Origin of the sequence: Methylomonas sp. (assembly GCF_023228165.1) — a bacterium.
Taxonomy (GTDB): Bacteria; Pseudomonadota; Gammaproteobacteria; order Methylococcales; family Methylomonadaceae; genus Methylomonas.
Map to the genome: position 1 here is coordinate 65,509 of NZ_JALOBS010000007.1, position 22,821 is coordinate 88,329.

23 protein-coding genes are annotated in these 22,821 nt (G+C 52.6%); 7 read left to right on the top strand and 16 right to left on the bottom strand.

What is annotated here, in order from left to right; translation table 11 throughout:
* The first annotated feature begins 114 nt into the window (after nucleotides 1-114).
* Nucleotides 115-519 (top strand): hemerythrin domain-containing protein, encoded by a 405-nt coding sequence (locus M0R33_RS06765; protein WP_292566908.1) that lies wholly within the window; start codon nucleotides 115-117, stop codon nucleotides 517-519.
* Between the two features lie 24 nt (nucleotides 520-543).
* Here the strand turns inward: M0R33_RS06765 and M0R33_RS06770 are convergent, their stop codons facing one another.
* Nucleotides 544-2,136 carry a phospholipase D-like domain-containing protein gene (locus M0R33_RS06770; protein ID WP_292566910.1) on the bottom strand — a complete coding sequence of 531 codons (1,593 nt, stop codon included), beginning with the start codon at nucleotides 2,134-2,136 and terminating at the stop codon, nucleotides 544-546.
* 183 nt (nucleotides 2,137-2,319) lie between these two features.
* On the opposite strand from M0R33_RS06770, the gene M0R33_RS06775 reads away from it, so the two are divergent.
* Entirely contained in the window at nucleotides 2,320-2,553 is a 234-nt protein-coding gene (locus M0R33_RS06775; RefSeq protein ID WP_292567188.1) for an outer membrane beta-barrel protein, read from the top strand.
* Nucleotides 2,554-2,614: 61 nt separating this feature from the next.
* Here M0R33_RS06775 and M0R33_RS06780 read toward each other — a convergent pair whose 3' ends face one another.
* Nucleotides 2,615-2,830 carry a hypothetical protein gene (locus M0R33_RS06780; protein WP_292566913.1) on the bottom strand — a complete coding sequence of 72 codons (216 nt, stop codon included), beginning with the start codon at nucleotides 2,828-2,830 and terminating at the stop codon, nucleotides 2,615-2,617.
* Here M0R33_RS06780 and M0R33_RS06785 point away from each other — a divergent pair.
* Entirely contained in the window at nucleotides 2,829-3,089 is a 261-nt protein-coding gene (locus M0R33_RS06785) for a hypothetical protein (RefSeq protein WP_292566916.1), read from the top strand. The genes M0R33_RS06780 and M0R33_RS06785 overlap by 2 nt on opposite strands.
* A 128-nt stretch (nucleotides 3,090-3,217) precedes the next feature.
* Here M0R33_RS06785 and M0R33_RS06790 read toward each other — a convergent pair whose 3' ends face one another.
* From M0R33_RS06790 to M0R33_RS06800, 3 genes are read right to left on the bottom strand one after another with little or no spacing between them, the layout of a single operon-like run.
* On the bottom strand, nucleotides 3,218-4,687 hold the full coding sequence (locus M0R33_RS06790; protein ID WP_292566918.1) for an endonuclease/exonuclease/phosphatase family protein: 1,470 nt from the start codon (nucleotides 4,685-4,687) through the stop codon (nucleotides 3,218-3,220).
* A gap of 10 nt (nucleotides 4,688-4,697) precedes the next feature.
* Entirely contained in the window at nucleotides 4,698-6,299 is a 1,602-nt protein-coding gene (locus M0R33_RS06795) for a 1,4-alpha-glucan branching protein domain-containing protein (RefSeq protein WP_292566921.1), read from the bottom strand.
* Between the two features lie 8 nt (nucleotides 6,300-6,307).
* On the bottom strand, nucleotides 6,308-6,979 hold the full coding sequence (locus M0R33_RS06800; protein ID WP_292566925.1) for a DUF4912 domain-containing protein: 672 nt from the start codon (nucleotides 6,977-6,979) through the stop codon (nucleotides 6,308-6,310).
* A gap of 183 nt (nucleotides 6,980-7,162) precedes the next feature.
* On the opposite strand from M0R33_RS06800, the gene glgX reads away from it, so the two are divergent.
* Both glgX and M0R33_RS06810 read left to right on the top strand, forming a co-directional pair.
* Entirely contained in the window at nucleotides 7,163-9,328 is a 2,166-nt protein-coding gene (glgX, locus tag M0R33_RS06805; protein ID WP_292567191.1) for a glycogen debranching protein GlgX, read from the top strand.
* Nucleotides 9,329-9,913: 585 nt separating this feature from the next.
* On the top strand, nucleotides 9,914-10,354 hold the full coding sequence (locus tag M0R33_RS06810; RefSeq protein WP_292566927.1) for a DUF3124 domain-containing protein: 441 nt from the start codon (nucleotides 9,914-9,916) through the stop codon (nucleotides 10,352-10,354).
* Nucleotides 10,355-10,612: 258 nt separating this feature from the next.
* On the opposite strand, the gene M0R33_RS06815 is transcribed toward M0R33_RS06810, so the two are convergent.
* Nucleotides 10,613-11,008 carry a hypothetical protein gene (locus M0R33_RS06815; RefSeq protein ID WP_292566930.1) on the bottom strand — a complete coding sequence of 132 codons (396 nt, stop codon included), beginning with the start codon at nucleotides 11,006-11,008 and terminating at the stop codon, nucleotides 10,613-10,615.
* Nucleotides 11,009-11,122: 114 nt separating this feature from the next.
* Between M0R33_RS06815 and M0R33_RS06820 the strand changes: the two genes are divergently transcribed.
* Nucleotides 11,123-11,593, top strand: coding sequence for a hypothetical protein (locus M0R33_RS06820; protein WP_292566933.1), 471 nt, complete (start codon nucleotides 11,123-11,125; stop codon nucleotides 11,591-11,593).
* Nucleotides 11,594-11,710: 117 nt separating this feature from the next.
* On the opposite strand, the gene M0R33_RS06825 is transcribed toward M0R33_RS06820, so the two are convergent.
* The 3 genes from M0R33_RS06825 to M0R33_RS06835 are packed head-to-tail and all read right to left on the bottom strand — an operon-like array spanning nucleotide 11,711 to nucleotide 14,713.
* Complete coding sequence (locus tag M0R33_RS06825; protein WP_292566936.1) at nucleotides 11,711-12,523, bottom strand: F0F1 ATP synthase subunit gamma; 813 nt, start codon at nucleotides 12,521-12,523, stop codon at nucleotides 11,711-11,713.
* On the bottom strand, nucleotides 12,520-13,959 hold the full coding sequence (locus M0R33_RS06830; RefSeq protein WP_292566938.1) for a F0F1 ATP synthase subunit alpha: 1,440 nt from the start codon (nucleotides 13,957-13,959) through the stop codon (nucleotides 12,520-12,522). The genes M0R33_RS06825 and M0R33_RS06830 overlap by 4 nt, the downstream gene beginning before the upstream one ends.
* Nucleotides 13,952-14,713: a F0F1 ATP synthase subunit B gene (locus M0R33_RS06835; protein ID WP_292566942.1), complete on the bottom strand. Its 762-nt coding sequence runs from the start codon at nucleotides 14,711-14,713 to the stop codon at nucleotides 13,952-13,954. The genes M0R33_RS06830 and M0R33_RS06835 overlap by 8 nt, the downstream gene beginning before the upstream one ends.
* A gap of 401 nt (nucleotides 14,714-15,114) precedes the next feature.
* On the opposite strand from M0R33_RS06835, the gene M0R33_RS06840 reads away from it, so the two are divergent.
* The gene (locus M0R33_RS06840; protein WP_292566945.1) at nucleotides 15,115-15,432 is read left to right on the top strand and encodes a hypothetical protein; all 318 of its coding nucleotides are present in this window, start codon (nucleotides 15,115-15,117) and stop codon (nucleotides 15,430-15,432) included.
* Nucleotides 15,433-15,533: 101 nt separating this feature from the next.
* On the opposite strand, the gene atpE is transcribed toward M0R33_RS06840, so the two are convergent.
* Genes atpE through M0R33_RS06875 form a run of 7 tightly spaced genes read right to left on the bottom strand, consistent with a single transcriptional unit; the run spans nucleotide 15,534 to nucleotide 22,504 of the window.
* Entirely contained in the window at nucleotides 15,534-15,812 is a 279-nt protein-coding gene (gene atpE, locus M0R33_RS06845; protein ID WP_292566948.1) for an ATP synthase F0 subunit C, read from the bottom strand.
* Nucleotides 15,809-16,501, bottom strand: a complete 693-nt coding sequence (locus tag M0R33_RS06850) for a F0F1 ATP synthase subunit A (RefSeq protein WP_292566951.1) — start codon at nucleotides 16,499-16,501, stop codon at nucleotides 15,809-15,811. The genes atpE and M0R33_RS06850 overlap by 4 nt, the downstream gene beginning before the upstream one ends.
* 6 nt (nucleotides 16,502-16,507) lie before the next feature.
* The gene (locus tag M0R33_RS06855) at nucleotides 16,508-16,780 is read right to left on the bottom strand and encodes an AtpZ/AtpI family protein (protein ID WP_292566954.1); all 273 of its coding nucleotides are present in this window, start codon (nucleotides 16,778-16,780) and stop codon (nucleotides 16,508-16,510) included.
* A gap of 2 nt (nucleotides 16,781-16,782) precedes the next feature.
* The gene (locus tag M0R33_RS06860) at nucleotides 16,783-17,187 is read right to left on the bottom strand and encodes a F0F1 ATP synthase subunit epsilon (RefSeq protein WP_292566957.1); all 405 of its coding nucleotides are present in this window, start codon (nucleotides 17,185-17,187) and stop codon (nucleotides 16,783-16,785) included.
* Nucleotides 17,184-18,563: a F0F1 ATP synthase subunit beta gene (atpD, locus tag M0R33_RS06865; RefSeq protein ID WP_292566959.1), complete on the bottom strand. Its 1,380-nt coding sequence runs from the start codon at nucleotides 18,561-18,563 to the stop codon at nucleotides 17,184-17,186. The genes M0R33_RS06860 and atpD overlap by 4 nt, the downstream gene beginning before the upstream one ends.
* The gene (locus tag M0R33_RS06870; protein ID WP_292566961.1) at nucleotides 18,550-19,404 is read right to left on the bottom strand and encodes a mechanosensitive ion channel domain-containing protein; all 855 of its coding nucleotides are present in this window, start codon (nucleotides 19,402-19,404) and stop codon (nucleotides 18,550-18,552) included. The genes atpD and M0R33_RS06870 overlap by 14 nt, the downstream gene beginning before the upstream one ends.
* Nucleotides 19,397-22,504, bottom strand: coding sequence for an AAA family ATPase (locus tag M0R33_RS06875; RefSeq protein ID WP_292566963.1), 3,108 nt, complete (start codon nucleotides 22,502-22,504; stop codon nucleotides 19,397-19,399). The genes M0R33_RS06870 and M0R33_RS06875 overlap by 8 nt, the downstream gene beginning before the upstream one ends.
* Nucleotides 22,505-22,821: the final 317 nt, after the last annotated feature.

Below are 22,821 nucleotides of genomic sequence, written 5' to 3' on the forward strand. Positions count from 1 at the left end.
TACCGTCGCCCGGCTCGGACCGGACGACCCATTTGCCAAGCGATTAAAAAAATAATGTTGTTGAATCGAGTTAATAGCTTATCCTAAACGTCAACCCTAAACCGAGGCACGCTCATGGCAATAGACATCCGCTGGGACAAACGCTTTGAGGTTGGTCACCTGCGTATCGATCACGAACACCAGGTGTTTCTGGATTTGATCCGTAGCGTATCGCTGGCTTCGGAGGCAGAGGAGCCCAAGGCATGGTGCATGCGTTTGTTAAATGAGGTTAGGAAATACGCCGACTTTCATTTTTTCAGCGAAGAAAACATCATGCTGCGGAACGGTTATCCGGACTATCCCGAACATCAACAAAAACATACCGAATTGTTAACCCTTCTGGATGATCGTATACACGCCTATGCCATCGACCGCATCAATCTTGAAGCAGTGGTGGTATTCATGTTCGACTGGTTTGCCATGCATACCACAAAGTTGGATAAAAAATTCGGCAAATACCTCGACGGGCACAACGAATGAGTGCGTATTTATTGACCCGCCCCGCTAGTAATACACCCTAAACGAACGCTGAATCTGATCGAATTCGTAAAGATAAGGTTTAGCTACATCGTGGTTGGCCGCCACCACGATCAAATCGTGGGAAAACACCGAGGTGTTATACCAATTGAAACTGCCTTCGATGACAATGTAATTGTCGATCAAGCAATACTTGGAATGAATCGGCGAATACGGCACCGGATGATCGTCCTGTCCATATACCAAACCTACCCGAATACCGCCCCACTTTAAGCGCTGCACCGCAGGCAACAGCGGCCGATTCAATTCCTCGTGCATGGGCCGCTCGACGCCGATACGGCCCTGCCGGGCCAGATGACCGTTGAACAAAATCTGCACGTCCACGCCGCGCTCCTTGGCCTGAATCAAGGCATTCACTACGCTATCATGATGATCGCCCAACAAATCGCCGATCAAAAACAGGCAAATCTTGATCGAATGCCTGGCCCGGTGAATTTCCGCCAAAATGGCATGATGCGGGCGATAGATCTGACCGTTGGCCATGGTATGCCTGCCAAAGGTATACAGCAGGTTAAACGGACTGAGCGGATCTATACCGTATTTTTGGATCACACCGCCGCGCTGGCTTTGGAAAATATTGTCCAGCAGCCGGCACACGCCCTTGGAATGAAAGGTCATGCCCGATTCCCAGTTGGCCCACCACCGATCGAAGGTGATATTGAACGACCCCAGAATGCAGTCTTCATCATTAAAAATGACGAACTTGGTATGCATATCCGGCTCCACTTCAATCAAATGGTGCTTGGGCGTGCAAAACACCCCGATCAATTCGACGCCGGAGCGTTTCAGGTTGGCATAAGTCTGGCTGTTGGTCAGTGTCATCTTGCGCCAATCCACCACGCATTGCACCCATACCCCCTGATGGCTGGCGTGTATCAAATGATTGACGAAGTCATGGTCGTCGATACAATCCACACTGACTTTAATGGTACATAACCGATTGGGATTATCCCGCTTGGCCATGATCACCTTATCGATATGATCGTGAATAAAGCGTTTGGGGTGGTAAGGATGGTATTGCTGACCCTTGGTGAATTTCGGGATCAGGTTAAGCGAATGAAAGTGGTGGTTATACCAATCCACATCGGCCTGCAATTCACCCGGATTCAGCTCGTAAGTACGGTAATAATTGGCGGTGGCATGGTCATCGGTAATGGTGCGTTGCTGGTGATTGCCATCCTGCAGCTGATACCAATCCATAAAGATGTATTCATTCCGCGAAGCGATGGAATGTTCGCCCAGATGCACGATAAATGAAAATTTAATGCAGTTGATCTTACCGAAATGCACGGAGCTGGGCAGGATGAAAAAATCCCGGGTGGCGCGTTTATGTCGATCCCATTGGATATCATAGGCATCGGTATCGACGATATATTTCTCGCACACATTATCCCGGTACACCCAAAGAATGACCTTCAGGTTCGCCGACATGCCGTGAAACATATCAAATTCTATCCTGCCCCAGCGCAGATTAAAGGTATCTCTAAAATCGTTAACACGCTGAAAATATCCGCCCAATTTACCAAATACGGGTTTTGCGTATTGTTCTGCTACTTGCATATCGCCGTCCAAAATATAACCAACGCAGATTATGCACCAATTATTCAATTGATTCAGCGTTGTTATAAATGTAATTACCAACCTGTAACAAATCGGCTAGCATGAATATCAAATCATGCTTTTTATACGCCGCCACTGCCTTTCGGGAAAACCCGATCCCCGCGTCAATACGTATGCGCATGTATTGCAAAAGGCAACAATTCGGCAACCGATATTGACAGAGATGACAGAGAGCTGGGTTACCGGTTTGGCGTCGGTGCGGATTCACCGTTGACCGAAAGCCTGTTTCTGCGCATGGAATACAACTATACCGACTATTCCCCTTACCGTTTCACCACCACACAAGCCAGCTCAGACACAGTGGAATTCGACAATAGCGACAGTATGTTCAGGCTCGGCGTAGGCGCGCATTTTTGAACCGACCGTTTAAAATCCATGGCTTGTCGAATCATATAATTTTTCGGCAATCCGCAGGGTTTCATTGCATTTTTGCAAAGTAGCTAAGGCGTACGCCTGCCATATTAATCTTAATAAACATACGCAGGCTGACCGCAAAACCGTTATTTTTCGTTGACATTTGCAGCCAAACTGCTAGTTTGATCGGGTTATTTTTTCTAAATAACAGGTCTGGAATTTGACCTTTTCCTGGTACAGGAATTACCCAAAGCTCCGCAAGGAGACTGGAGGATGCCATGAATAAAATCACCCCCCATCTATTAAGAGACTTGGACTCAACACTGCCCACCGGCACGGAATGCTACCTGCGCCCATCAGCACGCAAAGCGCTGACCAAACACCGTAAAGGCAGACAACCCGCCACTTTCGTCAGCAAAGAACGAGCAATTTCGCTTTTGGCGCAACGTTTGGGACGCGGTCTCAAACGCTTTCTGGTTAAAGACTTGCGTACCGCATTACCCACGGAACAGGCCTGCATACCGGAAAAAATGGCGTAAAGGCGTAAAATAGCCGCATTTCGCACGGTAGTTTTAGCCCCTCGATCTTGAGGCGCCGACAACATTCGACCTTCCCCCTGAAACAAGGGGGATTTTGTTAGCGGCAAATTGCCGAAAACACTTCCAAACTATTTTGGCTGAAAGGCCATCAAATAGCCGACATGATCGGAGACCTGACCGTAATCCCAGTCGGTAAACAGCACTCTGGCCGAAGCCACCTGCAAATCACTGCTTTTATTCATAAAGATGTAATCGATACGGTAATCGTCGGTCATTAAACCGCCCCAGTGAGCGTCGTTGACGCGGAAGATTTTTTCGAACAAACCCTGGTGATTGGCCGCCAAATACTGGTCTTCGTATTGATTGCCGCTCACCACCTGCCGATAGCCGATGGAGCCGGCGGCGATATTAAAATCCCCGCACAATAGGGTGGCCTTGACGGACGAGTCCTGCAAACTGTCGGCCCATTCGCTCAGGCGCTGAAACTGCTGCCGGAAGCCGTCTTCCCACCAACTCAAGTGCGCGGAAAACACATTGATAGCGCCCATGTAAGGTACATGCACTTGCCCCATCACCACCTTGCGGGAATGAATGCCGTAAGCATCGTGACTATCGGACACGTAGCGGGAATGGGTGTGATGCAAAGGATAGCGGCTTAATATCGCCACACCTTCGCGGTATTTATCGAAGCCCAAATGCGACCAGTCCGTGTAGAGATGCATGGGCGGTTTCAAGCGTTGGTTGATGATATTGGCGGCATTGGAGTTCCAGTCGCCACGGCCGTCATTCCAATGCTCTGCAACTTCCTGCAAGCAGACAATATCCACGGCTTGCTCGGTAATGGCTTTGGCGATTTGCGAAAACTTGAAATCCTGCCTGTCCTCCTGATAACAGTGCAGATTTAAAATCATCACTTTGAGCGGTTCGCGGCTGATGCAATAATTTTTGCCGCCATTATTGTCCCAAATCTCTTGCTGCGGCGTTTGGCAGCAAATGCTGTATTGCAACGCAAACGCGTCGTCCGCTTTCAGGCGGGCGGTCCATACCTGGGCACCGCGTTGTTTCAGGCGTTTGTTACGATGACATTTAGTTTGCCGGGTGTGCCGCCAGTTGTCGTCCGTCCAGTGCAACACCACCGCTTCGGCACGCATGTCCGGATCGACCGCCACCTTAATTTGCACATATTGCTGTCCGTCCTCCAGCTTTGGTTTTATGCGCAGATTTTGTAACCGCAACCCGCGCGCCAAAGTAACGCCGCTGCCTTGTTTACTTTGAAAATTCCAACCGCCATTGTTATCCCAAAACTCGCCCGCCTGGCAGCGTAAACGCAAGGCAAAGCTGACATTGCCGGCCAAGTCGCGGCCGATTTTACCGTTTAATACCAGCCGTGCCTGCCAATATTCCTGCCGTTCGCCGCGCGGCCCCAAATACTTGGCGGCCAGGATATGCCACTCGCCATCCGGCCCGGCCCAGGTCACATCGACCTGTTTATCAAAATCAAGATTATCCACCGCCAGTAAAAACACCAACAGCTGCTGACTGCCGGCTTTTTTGCGGGTAATGGTGTTTTCCACCGCTAAACATTGAATAGCAGCCATGATTTACTCCTTAGGCCGAGGGCGCGTGGTAATCGCGAAAATCGATATCCGGAAAAATATCGTCCATCACTTCCAACGCGGTCAAATTACGTTCATCAATGCGATTTTTGCGTATGCAATCATGCAGGTAATTAAATCGCGCCAGATGGTCGGTGAGCCGCTTTTTGGCGTAATCGGCCGTGGTACCGGATTTTAGAATAAATGGCCAATCGGAGGCTTGCGCCAATAATAGCGATCTCAAGGCCTGATTCAAGGCCCGTTGCTGCAGCTGGCTAACCTTGAAGGCCTTCAAATCACTAACCAGCTTTTCCATTTCGTTGCTGGCTTGGTGCAACAAGGGATAAATCCAATCGTTGGTTTCGTTCAGCCAGAAATCCGCATACCCTTGATCGCCCCAGGTCGACATGGCCGGCACGGCCTGCTGCTGCAGCGGTTCACGGCGCAGATAATCCCCACAGCCGACGGTTTCCACCGAGCTGCTGTCCTGACCGGCCAGCCGCAATACCTGCTCCAGCCACAGCGGGCCTTCATACCACCAATGTCCGAACAATTCCGCATCGTAAGGGGCGACAATGATGGGCGTCCGATCCATATCCGGGCTTAAGGCCTGAATCTGCTGTTGCCGCTTGCCTATAAAATCTTCGGCATGACGGTGAACGGTTTCCAAGGCTTTCTCCGGCTGATAAACGGCCTTGACCGGCGCATCCCGCCCGGTAATACGATGGTATTTGATTCCGGTGTTAATGCGGGTAACACCGTCCAGAATATAAGGCGCGATGTAATCCATGGGCAAATCGAAGCCGATATCGCGGTAATACTCCCGGTAAGCGGGGTCGCCCGGATATCCCTGTTCGGCGCTCCAGACCTGTTGCGAACAGGCCGGGTCGCGACCGAAAGCCATTACCCCATTACCGCAGTCCAACGGCGCATACACGCCATTCCGAGGCGCTTGGCTGGCATCCATGAGACCATGGGTATCGACAAAAAAGTATGCCGCTCCGGCTTCCCGCACAACCGCTTCCAGCCCCGGATAATAGCCGCATTCCGGTAACCAGAATCCGCCCGGCGCAAAACCGAACCGGGCTTTAAAGGTATCGATGCCGACCTTGATTTGGGTGCGCACCGCCACCTCGCTGACATTCAACAGCGGTAAAAATCCGTGAGTAGCCGCAGTGGTGATTAATTCCAGGCGGCCGGCGCGATAATGCTTGGCAAACGCCGCCAGCAGATCGCCCTGGTAATGATTTTGGTAACAATGCAAGGCTTCCAGATACTCGCGCCGATAACGCTTTGCCAATTCATGAAACGCGGGCTGACCCTCGGTGCGAACCACCTCCTTCCCGGCCAGTTCCAGCAATTTCCGCAAATGCCGCAAATAACGGCTCTGCAACAATTCGTCCTGCAACATGGTGATCAAAGTCGGGGACAGGGACAGCGTCAACCGGCACGGAATATTGTCCTGCTGCAGCCTGTCCAGCATGGCAATCAAAGGCAGATAACACTCGGTAATGGCTTCAAACAACCAGTTTTCTTCAAAAAAACTGTCATGTTCCGGATGATGCACATAAGGAAGATGGGCATGTAGAACGATGCAGAGATAGCCTTTATTCATCGTGAAAATTATTTTCCTTGTCCTGAGGCGGTTTTGCCGGCGGACGACGCGGTATTTAAGGCTGGCATTATAAACGGAACCATGGCATTCGGCAGTTCCTCGCGCCTTTCCGGCTTAATTGTCTGCGGCGTCGAAGCGGCATTCGAATATACCCGCGGGGTAAATATCTGCTCGTCGTCTATTTCGCCCAAGGCCGCCAGGTACCGAAAAGGGGAAATGGTGACCAACGGTTCCGGCAACCATACGTCCTGCTGGCCGTCCAAGCTATCCACGCTCACGTCAAACCAAGTCTGCTCGGCGGCTGGTTGCGGCGAGGGAGCCGGGAGGGTTTTGGTATCCGTATATATTCTCAACGTCATCGGTTGCGCCACCCCCACCCGCGTAGACGCTTCGTTCAAGCGGCGTTTAGCCAAGTGCCAATACACATGCAACCGGCGCGGAGATACCGCCAGCAATACCAATCTGGCCTGATGGCTGACTTTATTCGGTGCGTATTCACGGCTGATTTGCTGGCTGATTTCCAATAACTCTCGCGGCGTAAAGTGATTTTTCGTCTGCAGTCCGGCCCGGCTGGCGAATAAGCGCGGCGAAAAATCACGGCTGATGTTCTGACTAATGATGCACATTTCCTGCCGTGACAGCACGATGCGTGGGCGAACATTGGAGCTCGAAATGGGCATTTGGGGCCTGAAAAGTTGATTCGATTCAAAACGACCCTGCAAAAATAACCGCAAATTCGTGGAAAAGCGGGCAGGAATTGGCTCAAACTCTACCCGTTGTCGATTATTTGCGCAAGATAGAGCCCGAATTGCCCTCATTTGCAGTAGAATCATAAATAACCCCATATGCTCTTAATCGACTCGATGCATAAAAAGTACACATTACGAACCGGTAGCCCATACCCACATGGCGCTCAAGTCAGCGAAGACGGCGTCAATTTTTCGATTTCCAGCCGTCATGCCACGCAAGTGGAATTATTGCTATTTTCCCGTCACGATAGCCCGCAGCCTTTTCAGGCTATTCTATTAGACAAAAGCAAAAACCATACTTTCTTTTCCTGGCACATCTTTGTCGAAAACCTGCCGGCGGGTGTCTGGTATGGATGGCGTATAGACGGCCCCTCGTTGACCCGCGAATCCGGCCTGCGCTTCGACAAGCAGAAATTATTGGTCGACCCTTGGGCACGGGCGGTCAGCGATAAAGTCTGGCGGCGCGCCGCCGCTTGCGTACCCGGCGACAACACCCATTGCGCCATGCGCGCGGCAGTGGTGGACGAAAGCGAATACGACTGGGAAGACGATACGCCCCTGGCTATACGCAGCGAAAAAGCCATTATTTACGAATTGCACGTGGGCGGCTTTACCCGCCACCCTTCGGCCAAGGTTAAACACCCGGGCACTTTTGCCGGTTTAATCGAAAAAATCCCCTATTTACAACAGCTGGGCATCACCCATGTCGAACTGCTGCCGGTTATGGCGTTTGACGAACAGGATGTACCGCCGCACACGGCGGAGCTGAATCTGCATAATTACTGGGGATACAGTACCCACAGTTTCTTTAGCCCCCACCCCGGTTACTGCGTCAGCCCGCAACAGGCCAGCCATATCCGCGAATTCCGCGACTTGGTAAAGGCCATGCACCAGGCCGGCATCGGCGTGATCATGGATGTGGTGTTTAACCATACCTCGGAAGCCGGCGCCGAAGGTCCGGTGATCAACTTTAAGGGCATCACCGGCAACAGTTTTTATTTGACCGACAAGTTCGACAAACGCATTTTTCACGACTATACCGGCTGCGGCAACACCGTCAACGCCAATCATCCCTTGGTCAGCAACTTCATCATCAGTTGCCTGGAGTATTGGGTACGGGAAATGCACGTCGATGGCTTCCGTTTCGACCTGGCCAGTGCCCTGGCGCGAGGGGAAGACGGCCAAGTCTTGCAAGATCCACCCGTAGTATGGGGCATAGAGCTTTCTCAAAAATTGGCCAAAGCCAAGTTGATTGCCGAAGCCTGGGATGCCTCGGGGCTATATCAGGTCGGCAATTTTCCGGGTTACCGCTGGGGCGAGTGGAACGGTATGTACCGGGACACGATCCGGCGCTTTTTACGCGGCGACCATGGCGTCGCCAACGAAGTGGCGACCCGCATTTGCGGCAGCAGCGATTTATACCAACACCAGGGCCGCCTGCCCATTAGCGGCATCAACTTCATCACCTGCCATGACGGTTTTACCCTGAACGACTTGTTTAGCTACAACCACAAGCACAATGCCGCCAACGGCGAAAGCAACCGGGACGGCTGCAATAATAATCTTAGCTACAACTGCGGTGCGGAAGGTCCCACTACCAACACAGCAATTAAAGCTCTCAGACATAAACAAGCCAAAAACGCCTTTGCCATTTTGTTACTGAGCCACGGCGTACCGATGTTGCTGGCCGGCGATGAGTTTCTGCATAGCCAGCAAGGCAACAACAACGGCTATTGCCAAGATAACGAACTTAGCTGGCTGAACTGGGCGGACAGCAAGCAAAATGCCGATATCCTGCGTTTCGTGCAGCAAATGATCCAGCTGCGCAAACGCCACTCGTCACTGATGCGCCGTAACTTCCTAACCGGCACCGTACTGGAACACCGAGATATCGCCGATATCACTTGGCATGGCTTAACGCCGGATCAACCGCCCGAGTGGAACAATTCGGAAAACCGTTTTCTGGCTTATACTCTGGCCGGCATTGACGAGGAAGACGCCGATTTGCATGTAGTGATGAATATGTCAGACGACAAGCTCACCCTGTCCTTGCCCAACATACAGGACAGAACCTGGTGTCTGGCGGTCGATACCGCCTTAAAACCCCCTCACGACATCATTCCGTCCGAACAGCAAAAACCGCTTAAAAAACCGGTTTACAGCGTAGACAGCCACTCCGTGGTGGTATTTGAAAACATCGAAAGCCATCTGCTAAACAATGCGTCGCCCAGCTTTTTCAGCAAACTGGCGCATATGAAGATCTTTGACTTGAACGAGTAACACGGATTGACCGGTAGCCGTTTCGTTTACCCACGTAACGGCTACCTTTCCGGCCACGCGCTTGTACATTCAGCGCCAAATCAGCTAACTGTTGCTGAATTGCCGACCACCGCTTCCGATACGATTAATCCGGAACTGAATGCCGGCTTTTGGCAGTGGCGAATTGTTGAAATCGCCCCCAAGCAGCCGATGAAGCTTAATTTGAAAAGAAACGCAAATAAGCCGCCATTCAAACTGTAGGTACGATTTACCCTAAAAGACATAAAAGCTTGCGTAATCGTACAGTTAGAAGTCAACATTCCGCCGATTACGCTATCGCTAATCGGCGCTACGCGGCCTTAAATTATCTTGTTAGTGAAAAAAGGAGGAACACTTAAGCGACGGTTTTATACTATCATCCGGTAAATCCCGAGGATCATTGTTGCGAAATTTGAACATGTTGAGTGCGGTATTTATATAAACTTCTTTCGCACAGGGGGCAGCGTGCCAATATCGCCAAAAATCAGTTGGTTTAGACCTATCCTTACCGGTATCTTTATTTTGGTAGCGTTCGCAGTTTACGGTGAGCCCGCCCATCTTTATAAAATGCCTATTATGGACAGCTATTTTTATAAGGTTGATCCGGACAAAATAAAATTGGAACATACTTGCTCCGTCTACGTTCCAGCCTATTCGCACGTATATCTGTCGGAAAGTCAAACTGCATCGCTTGGTATCACTCTCAGCATTCGCAACATCGATAGTAAACGGAAAATCTATATCACACAGGTCGAGTATTACGATACTCATGGCATGTTGACCGATACCCTTACCACCGGTTTGTTCGCCCTGGAACCGATGGCTACGGCTTCATATGTCATTGCCCAGGATGATATGCGCGGAGGAGTGGGCGCTAACTTTATAGTGCGTTGGGCTGGAGACAAACAGATGCATCCGCCCATTATCGAAGCCATTATGGTTGGCAATGTGGGGACCAAGGGTTATAGCTTCTCTTCTCGTGGCGAGAACATATCCTGTAACGAATAATCCCGCTATCGGCCAAGCGCGCACCGATAACACGATAACGTGCGCTTGACCTATAGACTGCTGCGGTCAGGCGGGTTTTGGCCGTTGCATAACGGTCGACTCAAGGCGTTCGAAATCAGGCTGGGGCGGTATCCGAATGGGTGGCTTTTTTTAAGCCAGTGTCAATGCCGGTTTCGATCGGCATACCCAGCAATCAAACGCTTTATTTCAGTTGGCAACAAGTCTGATTACCGGCATTTATCCGCGCCGCGCCGCGCCTCATTCAACATTTTCGATAGCAGGCGGCTGAGCCTGGAATACCTCCGCCACCAGCTCAAGTTGGGTGGCGAACTGCGGTAGCGCGGGAATTTTCCAGGCTTTTCCGACAAGACGAGACAATAAATTATTCAGCCAAGGACGATCCGATCTGGCATGGTGGATAATCACTCTATACGATTCGCCATCGTTGAAAACCGCGAAATCTTCCAGACAAACTTCTATAGTATCCTCTTCACCATATAAACGGGTTTGGACGTATACTTTTCGCGCGTCTATATCAAAATTAAACTCGGTTAATTCCGCAATGCCCTTAAGGACGATATTTGACACCCAAATAATCAAAAAATTGGGGGTCAGTTTTATGACCATTTTTAATAAGGCAGATTTAATACTCATTTTTTTCCTTTGTTCTTTTAATTAGCCATAATGATTAACGAATGCTACTCAAAGTAGCACAAAATTTGTGTACGCTTGGACTTGTTTCGTTTGCCCACCAATTACCTGCCGCTTATGAAAAAAATTCTACTTACCCTGCTGGCGATCATTCTGATTATCGAGGAATGGCTATGGGATGCATTGTCCGCATTCGGCCACGCCTTGGTGCGCTGGTTAAATCTGCAGCGCGTTGAACTATGGTTGAGCCAAACCCCACCCAATACCGCGCTCATCGCATTTTTGATTCCAATGTTGCTGATCATCCCGATCAACGCGGCCGTGCTGAATTTGCTGGTGCTGGGGCTGATTTTGAAAGCCCTGATGCTGGAAATTCTGGCAAAATTATTAGCCACCGTGATAGTCGCCAGGGTGTTTGCCCTAACCAAACCGCAATTACTTACCTTTCGCTATATATCACTGATGTACATCACCATCACCGCTTGGTTGAATTGGGCGCATCAAAAACTCGTCGAAACGGCCATTTATCAATCGGCCAAACGTTGGAAAGCTGAAGTCAAACTCAAATTTGCGGCCTGGTTACAATAATTATCCTGATTAGTCAGCGGCTTCAGTCAAAACAACAATGTCCGCCATGCACGGCAATCCCTACCGAAATGACGGCTTACGCAACGAGCCTTTTAATTAGCTGAAGCCGCCCTCGGCTTAATGCCGCCGCCCCGCCATCAGCTCGATCTCCTGGACGATTTCTTCCTGACGCAAACGATTGCGCCGCCTTTGCAGGTCCTCATAACCGTCATCCAAATGGCGCAAAGCATTTTCCATTTGCATCAGACGCATATGATTTTCGACCCGAATCGAGCATAACAATAGCGCCAACAGGCTGTGATACAAATAATGTTCGGCCACCCCGGCCGCCACTTCCGAGGGCGAAACCAAGGTCAAGGGCGGGTAGCCGGCACTTTCGGGCATGCAGGACAGTAGCGGCCATAAGCGTTGGCAGCGGGCGGCGTGATCGTCACGCACACAAACAATCACCCCGAATTCGGCGGGATCATCCAACCTTAACCCGGTAATGGCATCCAGGATACGATCGATAGCCGCCGAGGCATCCAGACCACTTTCGGCACCGGCTATGCCAATCAAATCATCGCCGTCCAGCAGACTCCGCAAGCGTTCGCCGACCAGAATGGTCGGACTGCCGGGTTGGGCTTGCTGGCGCCAAACCCGTATCAGGTCCTCGTTAAAACTACCGCAAAAACCGCGTCCCGAGCCCAACAACACCCAAATATCGTTTAGGCGAGTCTTCGCCGTCAGCCTGGAAACGGAGGTGGCCGGCAAAAAAGCCGACAATTCCTGCAAGGCCAAGGCCAGCGTGTCCATGACTTGCTGCTGGGCGGCTTCCCGTTTACCTATCCGTTTCAGCTCCGCCAGCGCAAAACTGCGCATCGCCCCCAAAATGCCGTTCAGTTCGTCATACAGCGCCAGTTTGGCTTCTATATCCTGGCGCTGACTCATTTCAAAACCAGCAATTGTTCGCGCAAGTAGGCCAGCCATTGCGGCTTGGGCGAATTCAGGCTGAGCGGACTTTCAACTAATGATTGCAGCAGTTTGCCTAGAATTACATTGACAGCCGCCGGCGCAATGCCCGCCAACAAGCCTTCGCTGTAAGCCAACAGCCAAGCCAAATGCGCTGATTCCGGCAAAGGCTCCAGCCTGTCCTGTTTTAATACTTCCCGCAGTAAACGCCCGCGCTGCAATTTTTCTTCCACACCGGATTCCAGCCGTGTACCGAAGCGGGCGAACAACTCCAGCTCCAGAAATTGCAGATAATCCAGCCGAATCCGCGCGGAAGCGGCTTTAATGGCGGCATGCTGGGCTTTGCCGCCGATCCGCGACACCGAGCGACCGATGTCGATGGCCGGCAACATCCCGGCGGCGAATAATTTACTGTCGAAATAAATCTGCCCGTCGGTAATGGAAATCAGGTTGGTCGGAATATAGGCCGACAGCTCGCCCTGGCGGGTTTCGATGATGGGCAAGGCGGTCATACTACCGCCACCGCTGCTGATGGACAACACCGTAGAACGTTCCAACAACCGCGAATGCAAATAAAAAATATCGCCCGGGTAGGCTTCCCTGCCCGGCGGACGCTGCAACAACAAAGACAACTCCCGGTAAGACTGTGCATGTCGGGTCAAATCATCATAGACAATCAAGGTATCCCGCCCCATGCGTAGCCAGTGTTCGGCAATCGCGCAACCGGAAAACGGCGCCAAGTAGCGAAACCCCGGTAAGGCGTTGGCTTCGGCCACCACTACCACCGTGTGCTCCAATGCGCCGGTCTGCCTCAGTGTTTCTATCACGCCGGCAATCGAGGCCCGGGTTTGTCCAATCATCACCATTACGCAGAGGATGTCCCGACCGCGCTGGTTGATCACCGCGTCCAGCGCCAGGGAACTTTTGCCCAAGCCATCGTCGCCTATGATCAGCTGCCGCTGTCCCTTACCGATCGGGATCAAGGCATCGACGATCTTGCAGCCGGTGTAGAGCGGCTGATTGACAAAGTCGCGCTCCAATATGGTAGGTGCCGCCGCTTCCAGCGGCGCATAATGGCGGAAATCCGCCGCGGGCAGACCATCCAGCGGCTTGCCCAAGGGATCGATCACCCGACCCAGCAAGACTTCGCCCACCCCTACTTCCAGCTTGCGTCCGATATGTTGGGCCGACATGCCGGCCGTCAAATCGTGAGTTTGCGACAACAAAATCGCCCCCAGCATATCCTTGCCCAGCTGAAACACTAGACCCGTGCTGCCATCATCGAAGCCGATCAGCTCGTCCAACTCCGCGGAGGGCAACCCGCGCACCCAGACAATGCCGTCACCGATCCCGGCCACGCAACCACGCTCGGATAAACGCAAGCCGAATCGGTAATCGGCAGGGATATTAAACATGTTGGTTCTGGCGGCGGAAAAAAGCCAGTTCGTCCAGCAAATTGGCATGCATCTGGCACTCGCCCACCACCACCCTGATACCGGCAATCAGGCTGGCGTCTTCTATAAAAACAGGTGCCAGGGTTTGCCCCGCGGCAGCGCTAAGCGCCTGTCCGATATCCGCCTGCAATTCCGTGTCCACGGCATGCGCAGCGCGTATTTCAACCATGGAGGCACTGATCAAGACTTGAGCCGCTTTGCGTAAGGTGGTTAACTCGGCTTCGTTCAATGCCTTTAAATCCGCTAAAAACACTTCAACGATAACCTGGGTCAAGGCCGGCGAGGCCAATCTGACCAACATCCGCGCCGCTTGTTTGTAAGCTTCGCCGGCGGCTTCCCGAATCAATGCGGATTCGTGCGCCGCGATGACCGCACCATCGCGGGCTTGCTTTTTAGCCGCTTCATCGAGCAGCGATTTTCTCAACTCGTCCAGGGCTTTGCCACGGGCTTGCTGCAGCTCGGCTTCCAGCTGATGACGACTGGCTTCATGCTCCCTGGCCCAGTCGGCCAATTGGGTTTGGTACTGCAACCGCAACGCTTCGGCTTCGTCGCGTAATTGTGCCGCGCGGGCGGTTTCGTCCTTGATGCGCTGCTGCCGCGCATCCAGACTGGCCATGACCGGCTTGTACAAAAACCGTTGCAATATCCACAGCAACACCAAAAAATTGATGACTTCCAGAAAGAAAGTCGTCCAGTCCAGTTGCATGGCAGTCATCCCGTTTGCAAGAAAATAAACCAGCGCCCAGCAATAACCAGGCGAATTTCAATTGTACACCCCACCATCTCCACCCATGAATCCAATATATACCGACTGAACCGAGCGTAAAAAAATGACCGGGTGGCTAAATGCCATACTCTCCGGGCCAGCGCCTCCAGCTCAAACGAAAACCGCAGATGTTGTCAGGAGACAAATTATCGGTTTACAATCACCCAAACCGTTAGATTCCGGAAAAAATTCAGTCGTCAAACAGACTGAGTTTTCCAAGGTTTTTGTTTTATAAAGCTCCCTGCCGCGATCAATTTTTTGGATCATGCATTGGCTGCTTACAACAATGATCGATTGCTCAAAGTCAAAACAACTTGAGCGTAATCGAGAACATAAATCGAGGAGCCAACATGAATGTACCTAATTCATTACCCGATCCACGCGGCTCTCAGCTGGAGCGGCGAAGCACAATGGAAAGACGCAAAGTGCCTTATGGCTTCGGTTCCTCGCAATGGCTGGAGCACATTAAAACGCATAATTCGGTAGCGCCTACAATGGACCGTCGCAAGCAAAATAGACGTAGCACTGAAATGAATCCCCGCCAGTGCCTGCAAAGATTGACCGAACTGCAGCATTACGCCAGCCACGCTACCGACCTGTCTCCCGATTTATTCAGCAGGGAAGAAATAAATTTGATCAAAATCATACTTACCGACCGAAGAAACTAACTTGTTGATCAAGCCTATTTTTTCGGTGAAATCAGCCAAAGTCGACCTGCAGTTTTACATCGCTTAACCCTTAAACCGCGGATTGCATCCCTGGCTATCTGCTAGTTGCCGGCACTACTTAAGAAATACTCCAGCAACGGATTCCTGAATAACACGATCAAGGCGATCACCAGGCAATAAATCGCCAACGACTCGATCATGGCCAGGCCGATGAACAAGGTGCGGGTGATGGTCTTTTCCGCTTCCGGCTGCCGGGCCAGGGCTTCCAGCGCGCTGGCGATAGCCCGACCCATGGCGACGGCCGGCAACATGGTGCCCAGGGCAATCACCAGCCCGGCCACGCCGGTGGAAATCATGCTGAATAAATGCAGCTCATTCATAAACGTTCCTCGCGATTAACAGAATCCGGCTCGCTGGACTCCAAAGCGCCGGCGATGTAAATCAAGGCCAGCATGCCGAAAATGTAGGCTTGAATCACCGCTTCGACCACATGCAGCATCAATAAGGGTACCGGCACCAGAAAACCGGCAATCAGCAACACCAGCAAAGCCGCCATTTCCAGGCTCATCATGTTGCCGAACAAACGAATCGCCAAAGCCAGGGTACGGGTAATTTCGCTGATGATATGAAACGGCAGCAAAATGACGCTGGGTTGACAGTAATGTTTGAGATGCCCGACCAATCCGTGCGCGCGTATTCCGTACCAATGGGTGGACAGAAACACCAGCGCTGCCAGCGCAGCGGTAGCGGACAAATCCTGGGTCGGCGCATGCATTTCCGGTAACAAACCCACCAGATTGGCGACCAACACAAATAACCACAGCGTGGCGACAAACGGCAGCACCTGCCGCACGGCGGTGGCCGGCACCACTTCGGCAACCGCCGCTTCGATGGTGACCAAAATCGCTTCCAGGGCATTTTGCAGACTCGACGGTTTTTGATGCCCGGACAAACGCAACAACAGCGCCAACAGCGCAAATCCCAGCATGATCAACCAGGTGGTGATAACCGTGTTGCTGATTACCCAACTCCCCAGCCGCCATACCAAGCCTTCTGTCTCTTGATTCATAATGTCTCAATGCCTCTGAATAAAGCGAAACACATTGTAGCCGCCGGTGACGATACCCAGCACTATCAGACTGACCGTCCAGCGCACCGAATAACCGGCCGCCAGGGTATCCAGCCAACGTCCTAAATAAGCCCCCAGTACAATCGGCGTCACGAACAACAGGCCCAGCGTGCCGCCGTAAAACAGCATGCCTATCCAGCTGGCCGGCTGGTTTTCCTTTTTGATCAACCGGTTAACGTCGCGTCGGGTTTTTTCCAGCAAGCTGTGTCGATCACGCATTTTTAAACGCCCCCATGCAAACTCAACTCGGCCAGCCGACGCACCAGGGATTTTTCGATTTGCGACAGCGTCAAGCGGGCCGCATGCACTTGCGAGTCGGTTCTGGCCAATTCGTCGCTCAATTGTTGGCAGATTTCATCCCGCTTGTCACCGACAAAATACCGCACCGTGCAAATCGACAGGCAATTGTCGGCAAACCGGCATACCCCGCCCGGCAAGGCCAGATAATACCAACGCTGCTCGGCATCGCAAAAGCGGGCCAAACCCTGTCTTAACAGCACGATCAACGGCGCGTGCCCGGCCAACACCGCAAAACCGCCCTCTTCGTCGGCGCCGATAAACCGAGTCACCGCACTGAAAGTCTGGCTGTTTTGACTGTCCAGCAGGCGTAATTCAAACGTGTTCATACCGGCATGGCCCCTTTCATGTAACAGTCGGCTTCCGGCAGCTGGTCGTATTTACCGTCGATAAAGGCCTCGCAATCGCCGATGGTCCGGCTCAGCGGCACCCGCACCCCCGGCATGCCGGTGTGGTCGGCCACCGTATTGAACGGCTGGGTCAGATAGTGCTGCAAACGGCGGGCCCGCTCGACGATTTTGCGGTCTTCCGGCGACAGCTCTTCGATGCCCAGCATGGCAATGATGTCTTCCAGCTCCCGATAGCGGGCCAAGTGCTCGCGCACCGCCAGCGCCACCTGATAATGCTGGTCGCCGATGATACGGTGATCAATCATGCGACTGCTGGAGCGCAAGGGATCTATGGCCGGATAAATGCCTTTGGCGGCCTGTTGCCGCGACAGAATCACCACGCTGTCCAGATGCCCCAGTATAGTGGCGACCGCCGGATCGGACATATCGTCCGCCGGCACGTAAACCGCCTGTACCGAGGTAATAGCGCCGGATTTGGTGGAGACGATGCGTTCTTCAAGGGATGCCACTTCGGTCAACAAGGTGGGCTGATAGCCCATGGTAGCCGGCATACGCCCCAGCAAGCCGGAAATTTCGCTGCCGGCCTGTACAAATCTGAAAATATTGTCCATTAAAAACAGTACTTCGGTTTCCAGGGTATCGCGCAAATACTCGGCATAGGTTAAGGCGGTATAACCGACGTGATAACGCACGCCGGGCGATTCGTCCATTTGCCCGAATACCAGCAAAGCCTTGGCCAACACACCGGCAGCGGTCATTTCGTGCCACAGCTCATGGCCTTCCCGCATTCTTTCGCCGACCCCGGCATATACCGACACGCCTTGCATGCCGGCGCTGACTGAATGCATGAATTCCATCATCAACACCGTCTTGCCGACCCCGGCGCCGCCGAACAAACCGGTCTTGCCGCCGCGCACGAACGGGCACAACAAATCGATGACTTTAATACCGGTTTCCAGGATTTGCGTGGAGGGCAAGGTATCCGACAATAGCGGCGGCAAGGCCAGAATATTGCGGTACTGCGCGTTCGGCAGGCTGGCCCCGCCATCCAGCGGGTCGCCAAACACATTCAACATGCGGCCCAGACAAGACGCATCCACCGGCACATGCAAGGGTGCGCCGCGATCGTACACCGCCATGCCGCGATGAATGCCGGACACGGCATGCAAGGCAATGGCCCGAATCAAACCCGGCTCCAGATGCTGATACACCACCAGCACATAACGGCTAATCTTGTTGCGGACATCCAAGGCTTGGCCGATCGGCGGCAGATATTGGCAGCGCACGTCGATCACCGGCCCTTGGGCGGTTTCTATCCAGCCGACCGGATCGGTTGACGCTTCAGCCGTTATCATCTGATTCCGCGCTCACGGACGTTGCCGGTTCATAGTTCAACAATAGCGGCCTTTTGACGTGATGCGATATAAACACTTTACTGACCCGGCTAACCACGTCGGTTTGAAAATCCTTTTCGTATTTCACATCCAGTACATAGGCCTTGGCCATCAGTTTCAAGGCCAGATTGTGCCCCAGCACCACTTCGGCGACCACGATTTTGACCGGTTTGGCCAAGTACACGAAACGACTGGTGACCACGGTTTCGTACAACAATCGCCGAGCGGTCTCCAAATCCGCGTCCAATGCGATATGAAACGGCATCACCACCATCATATCCAACGAACCGGCATTGCCGGACGACACCACATCGCTGATGAAACGGGCGTTGGGAATGGTGACCAGATTATCGTCCAAGGTCACCAGCTTGACCGAGCGTAACCCGATGCTCTTGATTTCGCCGTAGGTATCGGCAAATTGCACTCGGTCGCCGACCAAAAACGGCCGATCGAATAGCAGGGTCAAACCCGCCACCAACGAAGCGACCAAGTCTTTCAGAGACAAACCGATCGCCACTGCCGCGCCGCCGCCCAACGCCAACAATATTTCCTTGGCCGGGCTCAAGGCCACGTAAATCAGCAGACTGCCGCCAAAGATATACACGCAAAAATTCAGGGTGGTGACAATTTGCAAAAACAATAACCGCCGGGACGGAAAATAATCCGAGGCCCTATCGGCCAGCCGCTTAAACAAGCCGGCCGTAAACACCAGCACCGCCATCCCAAGCAGAAGAAACAGCGCTCGCCATGCTTCAAACTTCAGCATGGCATCCCAAATTTCGCTCATGTTTTGTTCATTCATATAGACAATGCTTGGCTTGTAAATAACGCACCACGGGATAGTGGTAAAGCACCGACAAACGGTATACGGTGTCCTGGCAATCCAACAGCTTCATGCGCCGCCCTTCGTCCAAAACCGGTTTTACCACGCCTTCCGGCAGTTGAGTGGTGGCCAGCAATTGCGGCAAGGTAATATTTTCGTGCAGGGCGATGCTGGCGAAAACGAACAAACTATCGTCCGATAAATCGCCCAGCATCGAGGTATCGGGATCTTCCGGCAAACCCACCCGCAAGGATTGCTCGGCCACCTGCCGCAAGGCCGACAACCACAAATAAACCGCCAGACGCGGATTACCGCGCGCCTGCTGCCAAAGCAGATTGAAAAAACGGTTTTCGATGTAGGTAACATGACTGGAATAGCTCTGGCTGCCCGCCGCCTGAATAATGTCGTCGTAAGACAATCGATAGCCGGTTTTTTCGTGCATTTTTAAAATCAGGCTTTGCACGGCCTTTTCGCTCCATGGCTTTAAGTGATACACCTCACCGAAATACTGATGCCGGCCATTAACGCTGTTGAGATAATTCCAGGCATGGTGGTTGAAAGTCAAACACCAAAACAACTTGTGCGACGATTGGGTCATCAAGGACAACAGGGTCTTAAACCCTTCGAAGCCGCCCTGGGTCGATAAAAACAAATTGTGAGCATCGTCGATAAACAATACGGTCTGGCTGCCGACCATTTCCGCGGTTAGCGCCGTTTCCTTGCCGGATAAACCGAGACCGAGCGCCTCGCCCAACAACGCCAATACCTGTTTACGAGTGGTTAGCTTTTTCGGCACCGCCACCCGCAACACCCGGTCGGCCTGGAACGATTGCTCCAGATACTCCAGCAGACAGGTTTTTCCGATGCCTTTATGCCCTACAATCGCCAGGGAATGCACCCAACTGTTACCCTCCCGCCAACCGTTCAACAAGGCATGAATCTCCTCCAGCCCCTCCATGGCCGGTGGCTGTAATTGTTCGGCGGAAGCCACGCCGGCAAACACATAGCCTTGCCGGTATTCAGCCGGTAGCGTGGCCTGAATAACCTCCTTACGTTTATCCAGGCCGCTTTCCAGTTGCAGGCGAAATACTTCCGCTGCAATGCGGCGCACAAATTCGAACCGGCTCAACCAATTACGAACAATCCGCAACACCAGCATCACCAACAGCACGGCAAACCCCGGCAGCGCGGCAAACAACGCCCAGCGGCTGACACAGGCCTTGGCGAATCGTTCGCCCAAAAATCCCGGCAAAAACCGCTTCAAGGCTTCGGCGACGATAACCCGCCATTGATAAGCCAGCCCCATGGCCAGCAACACCCCCAGATAACTAAAAGCTTGAATCGAAAAGTGATATACCAAGCCGCGGCGAATCAGGCTCTCGATGGCAAACATCAGCGAGAAAATCAGCAGGGCCAGTATCCCCAGCGCCTTGGCGGCCAGATTGACTTCCCGACGCAAACCGGCAAATTTTGCCGGATTGACATGCTTGTTCAACCACATGAAATCGCATTGCATCAATTGCCGAAACAAGCGGTAATAAAGGTAATATTTAAGATAGTTCAGCGGTATCGCCAGTTCGGCGAACAAGGTAATAGCCAGCAAATGCTGTCCGGCATACACGGCCAACAGCATCAAAAGCCAAGCCGAATACGGCTGAATTTTTTGTATCGCCAGGGCCAGGTGTATGGCATTGGGCTGTCTGCGGCTGCGGCGGACCAGTTGTACCCGCAGCAGATCCAGCCGATACGACATCACCTTACTCACTAGCCAGACCAGCCAGGGTATCAATAGAAAACCCAGCAACATCATCGCGTCGAAACCGATTTCAGCAACGCCTTCCCAGCCTTCCCTCAACCGCTGCTGGATATCCAGCCAACGCAAATAAAAGGTCGCCATCCAGCGATAAGGCACAATGGCAATTTCCCGTTCCAGGTCTTTCAATAAATCCAGCGAAAACCTTAAAGGCTGATTATCGTGCCGATCCAGCAGCACATTCAATAATTGAGAGCGTATCTCCCCGCTTTGCAGCAATACCCGGTAATGCAGATCGACGCTTTGTTGCAGTCGGCTGCCGATTTTATCCTGCAACAAATCCCGGGTGGCCTGGGTTTCCAGATAGGCCGCTTGATAGCGTTTGGCTTCCGGGGTATCGGCCAGCTGCTTGACCAAGCTACCGGCAAAATCCGGCATGACCGGTAATGCCATGGCAAAGCGCCCGGAAACCACCCGCGGGGTTTTATCCACCAGCTCGCGCCAAATCAGCAAGGACTTGTCGTATTGCAGTTCCAGTAGATGAATCGGTGTGGGCTGCAGCAGGTATTTGCCGATTTCGGCCAATTTCTCCGAGGTTTGTTGATAAAAAACCGCCTGTTTTTCCAGATAGCCTACCCATTTGACTTGCAGGGCGGTTAATTCGCCGCGGGTTCTTTCCAACTCCGCGCGTACCGAGGCCAATTCCGACATCTCCCCGCTTTCCGCCGTCAACACCTGCTGCTCTACTTTGGCCAGCACCACCGCGGATTGCTTTTGATCCTGGATCGCCGAGCGGTGTTCCTGTTGCAGCTGGCTAATGACGCCGGCTTGCTCGGTGGCTTCAATTTGCGGATGTAAAATTGCCGCCCGCTTCTCGGTGGGTAATTGCAGAAACTGCAAACGTAGCCGGGCAATATCCTGCAATAAAGCGTGTAATTGCCGGAAATCGTCCTGTAGATTTTGCTGCGCCAGACACGGCAACAACGGATCGGCTGGCGCGCCGGCATCGACCGCGGCCAGCGACTGCCGCAATTCCTCGGCCCGTTGGGCGACTTTGCCGGCATCGTTCAAATCAATCACGAATAAGGCCGACAAGGGCAGATCGGCAATACTCCTGCCAGCCGCGAAACTTTCCAGGCCGGCCTTGATTTTTAGCAGATTATCGCGGCGTGTTTCCCACTCACGCATCAGTTCCGCTTTGTCGGCGCAGGCCGAAATCGGCGCTTGCGCATGAACCGCAGAACAACACAATAACAACACCAGCCACAATGCCGCCCCACGCCATAATCCCGGGCTACGGGCCAAATGCCCGGAGAACAAATTCATCTGTACATCCCTCCCGGGGTAAGCATGGTGAACGGCCCGGCATTATCCGCACCGGACCCTGCGATTAACTGTGCAGTAAGCGAAGACTGGAGTTTAACGACAATGGTTTCAATACGTCGAATAAATCGCGAATCTCCAACCTTGCTAAAGCATCCGCCAATTGACGATAAAAATACAACAAAATCGCACAAATCAGGAAAACTCAAATAACGGGGACGCCAACTCGGCCATTTCAGTCGTAAATATCGGCTGTCTGGAAATCTATTTGCCATTAAGCGCGAGCCGTCAACGCGCAAAAAATCAGCGACAAACCGCCC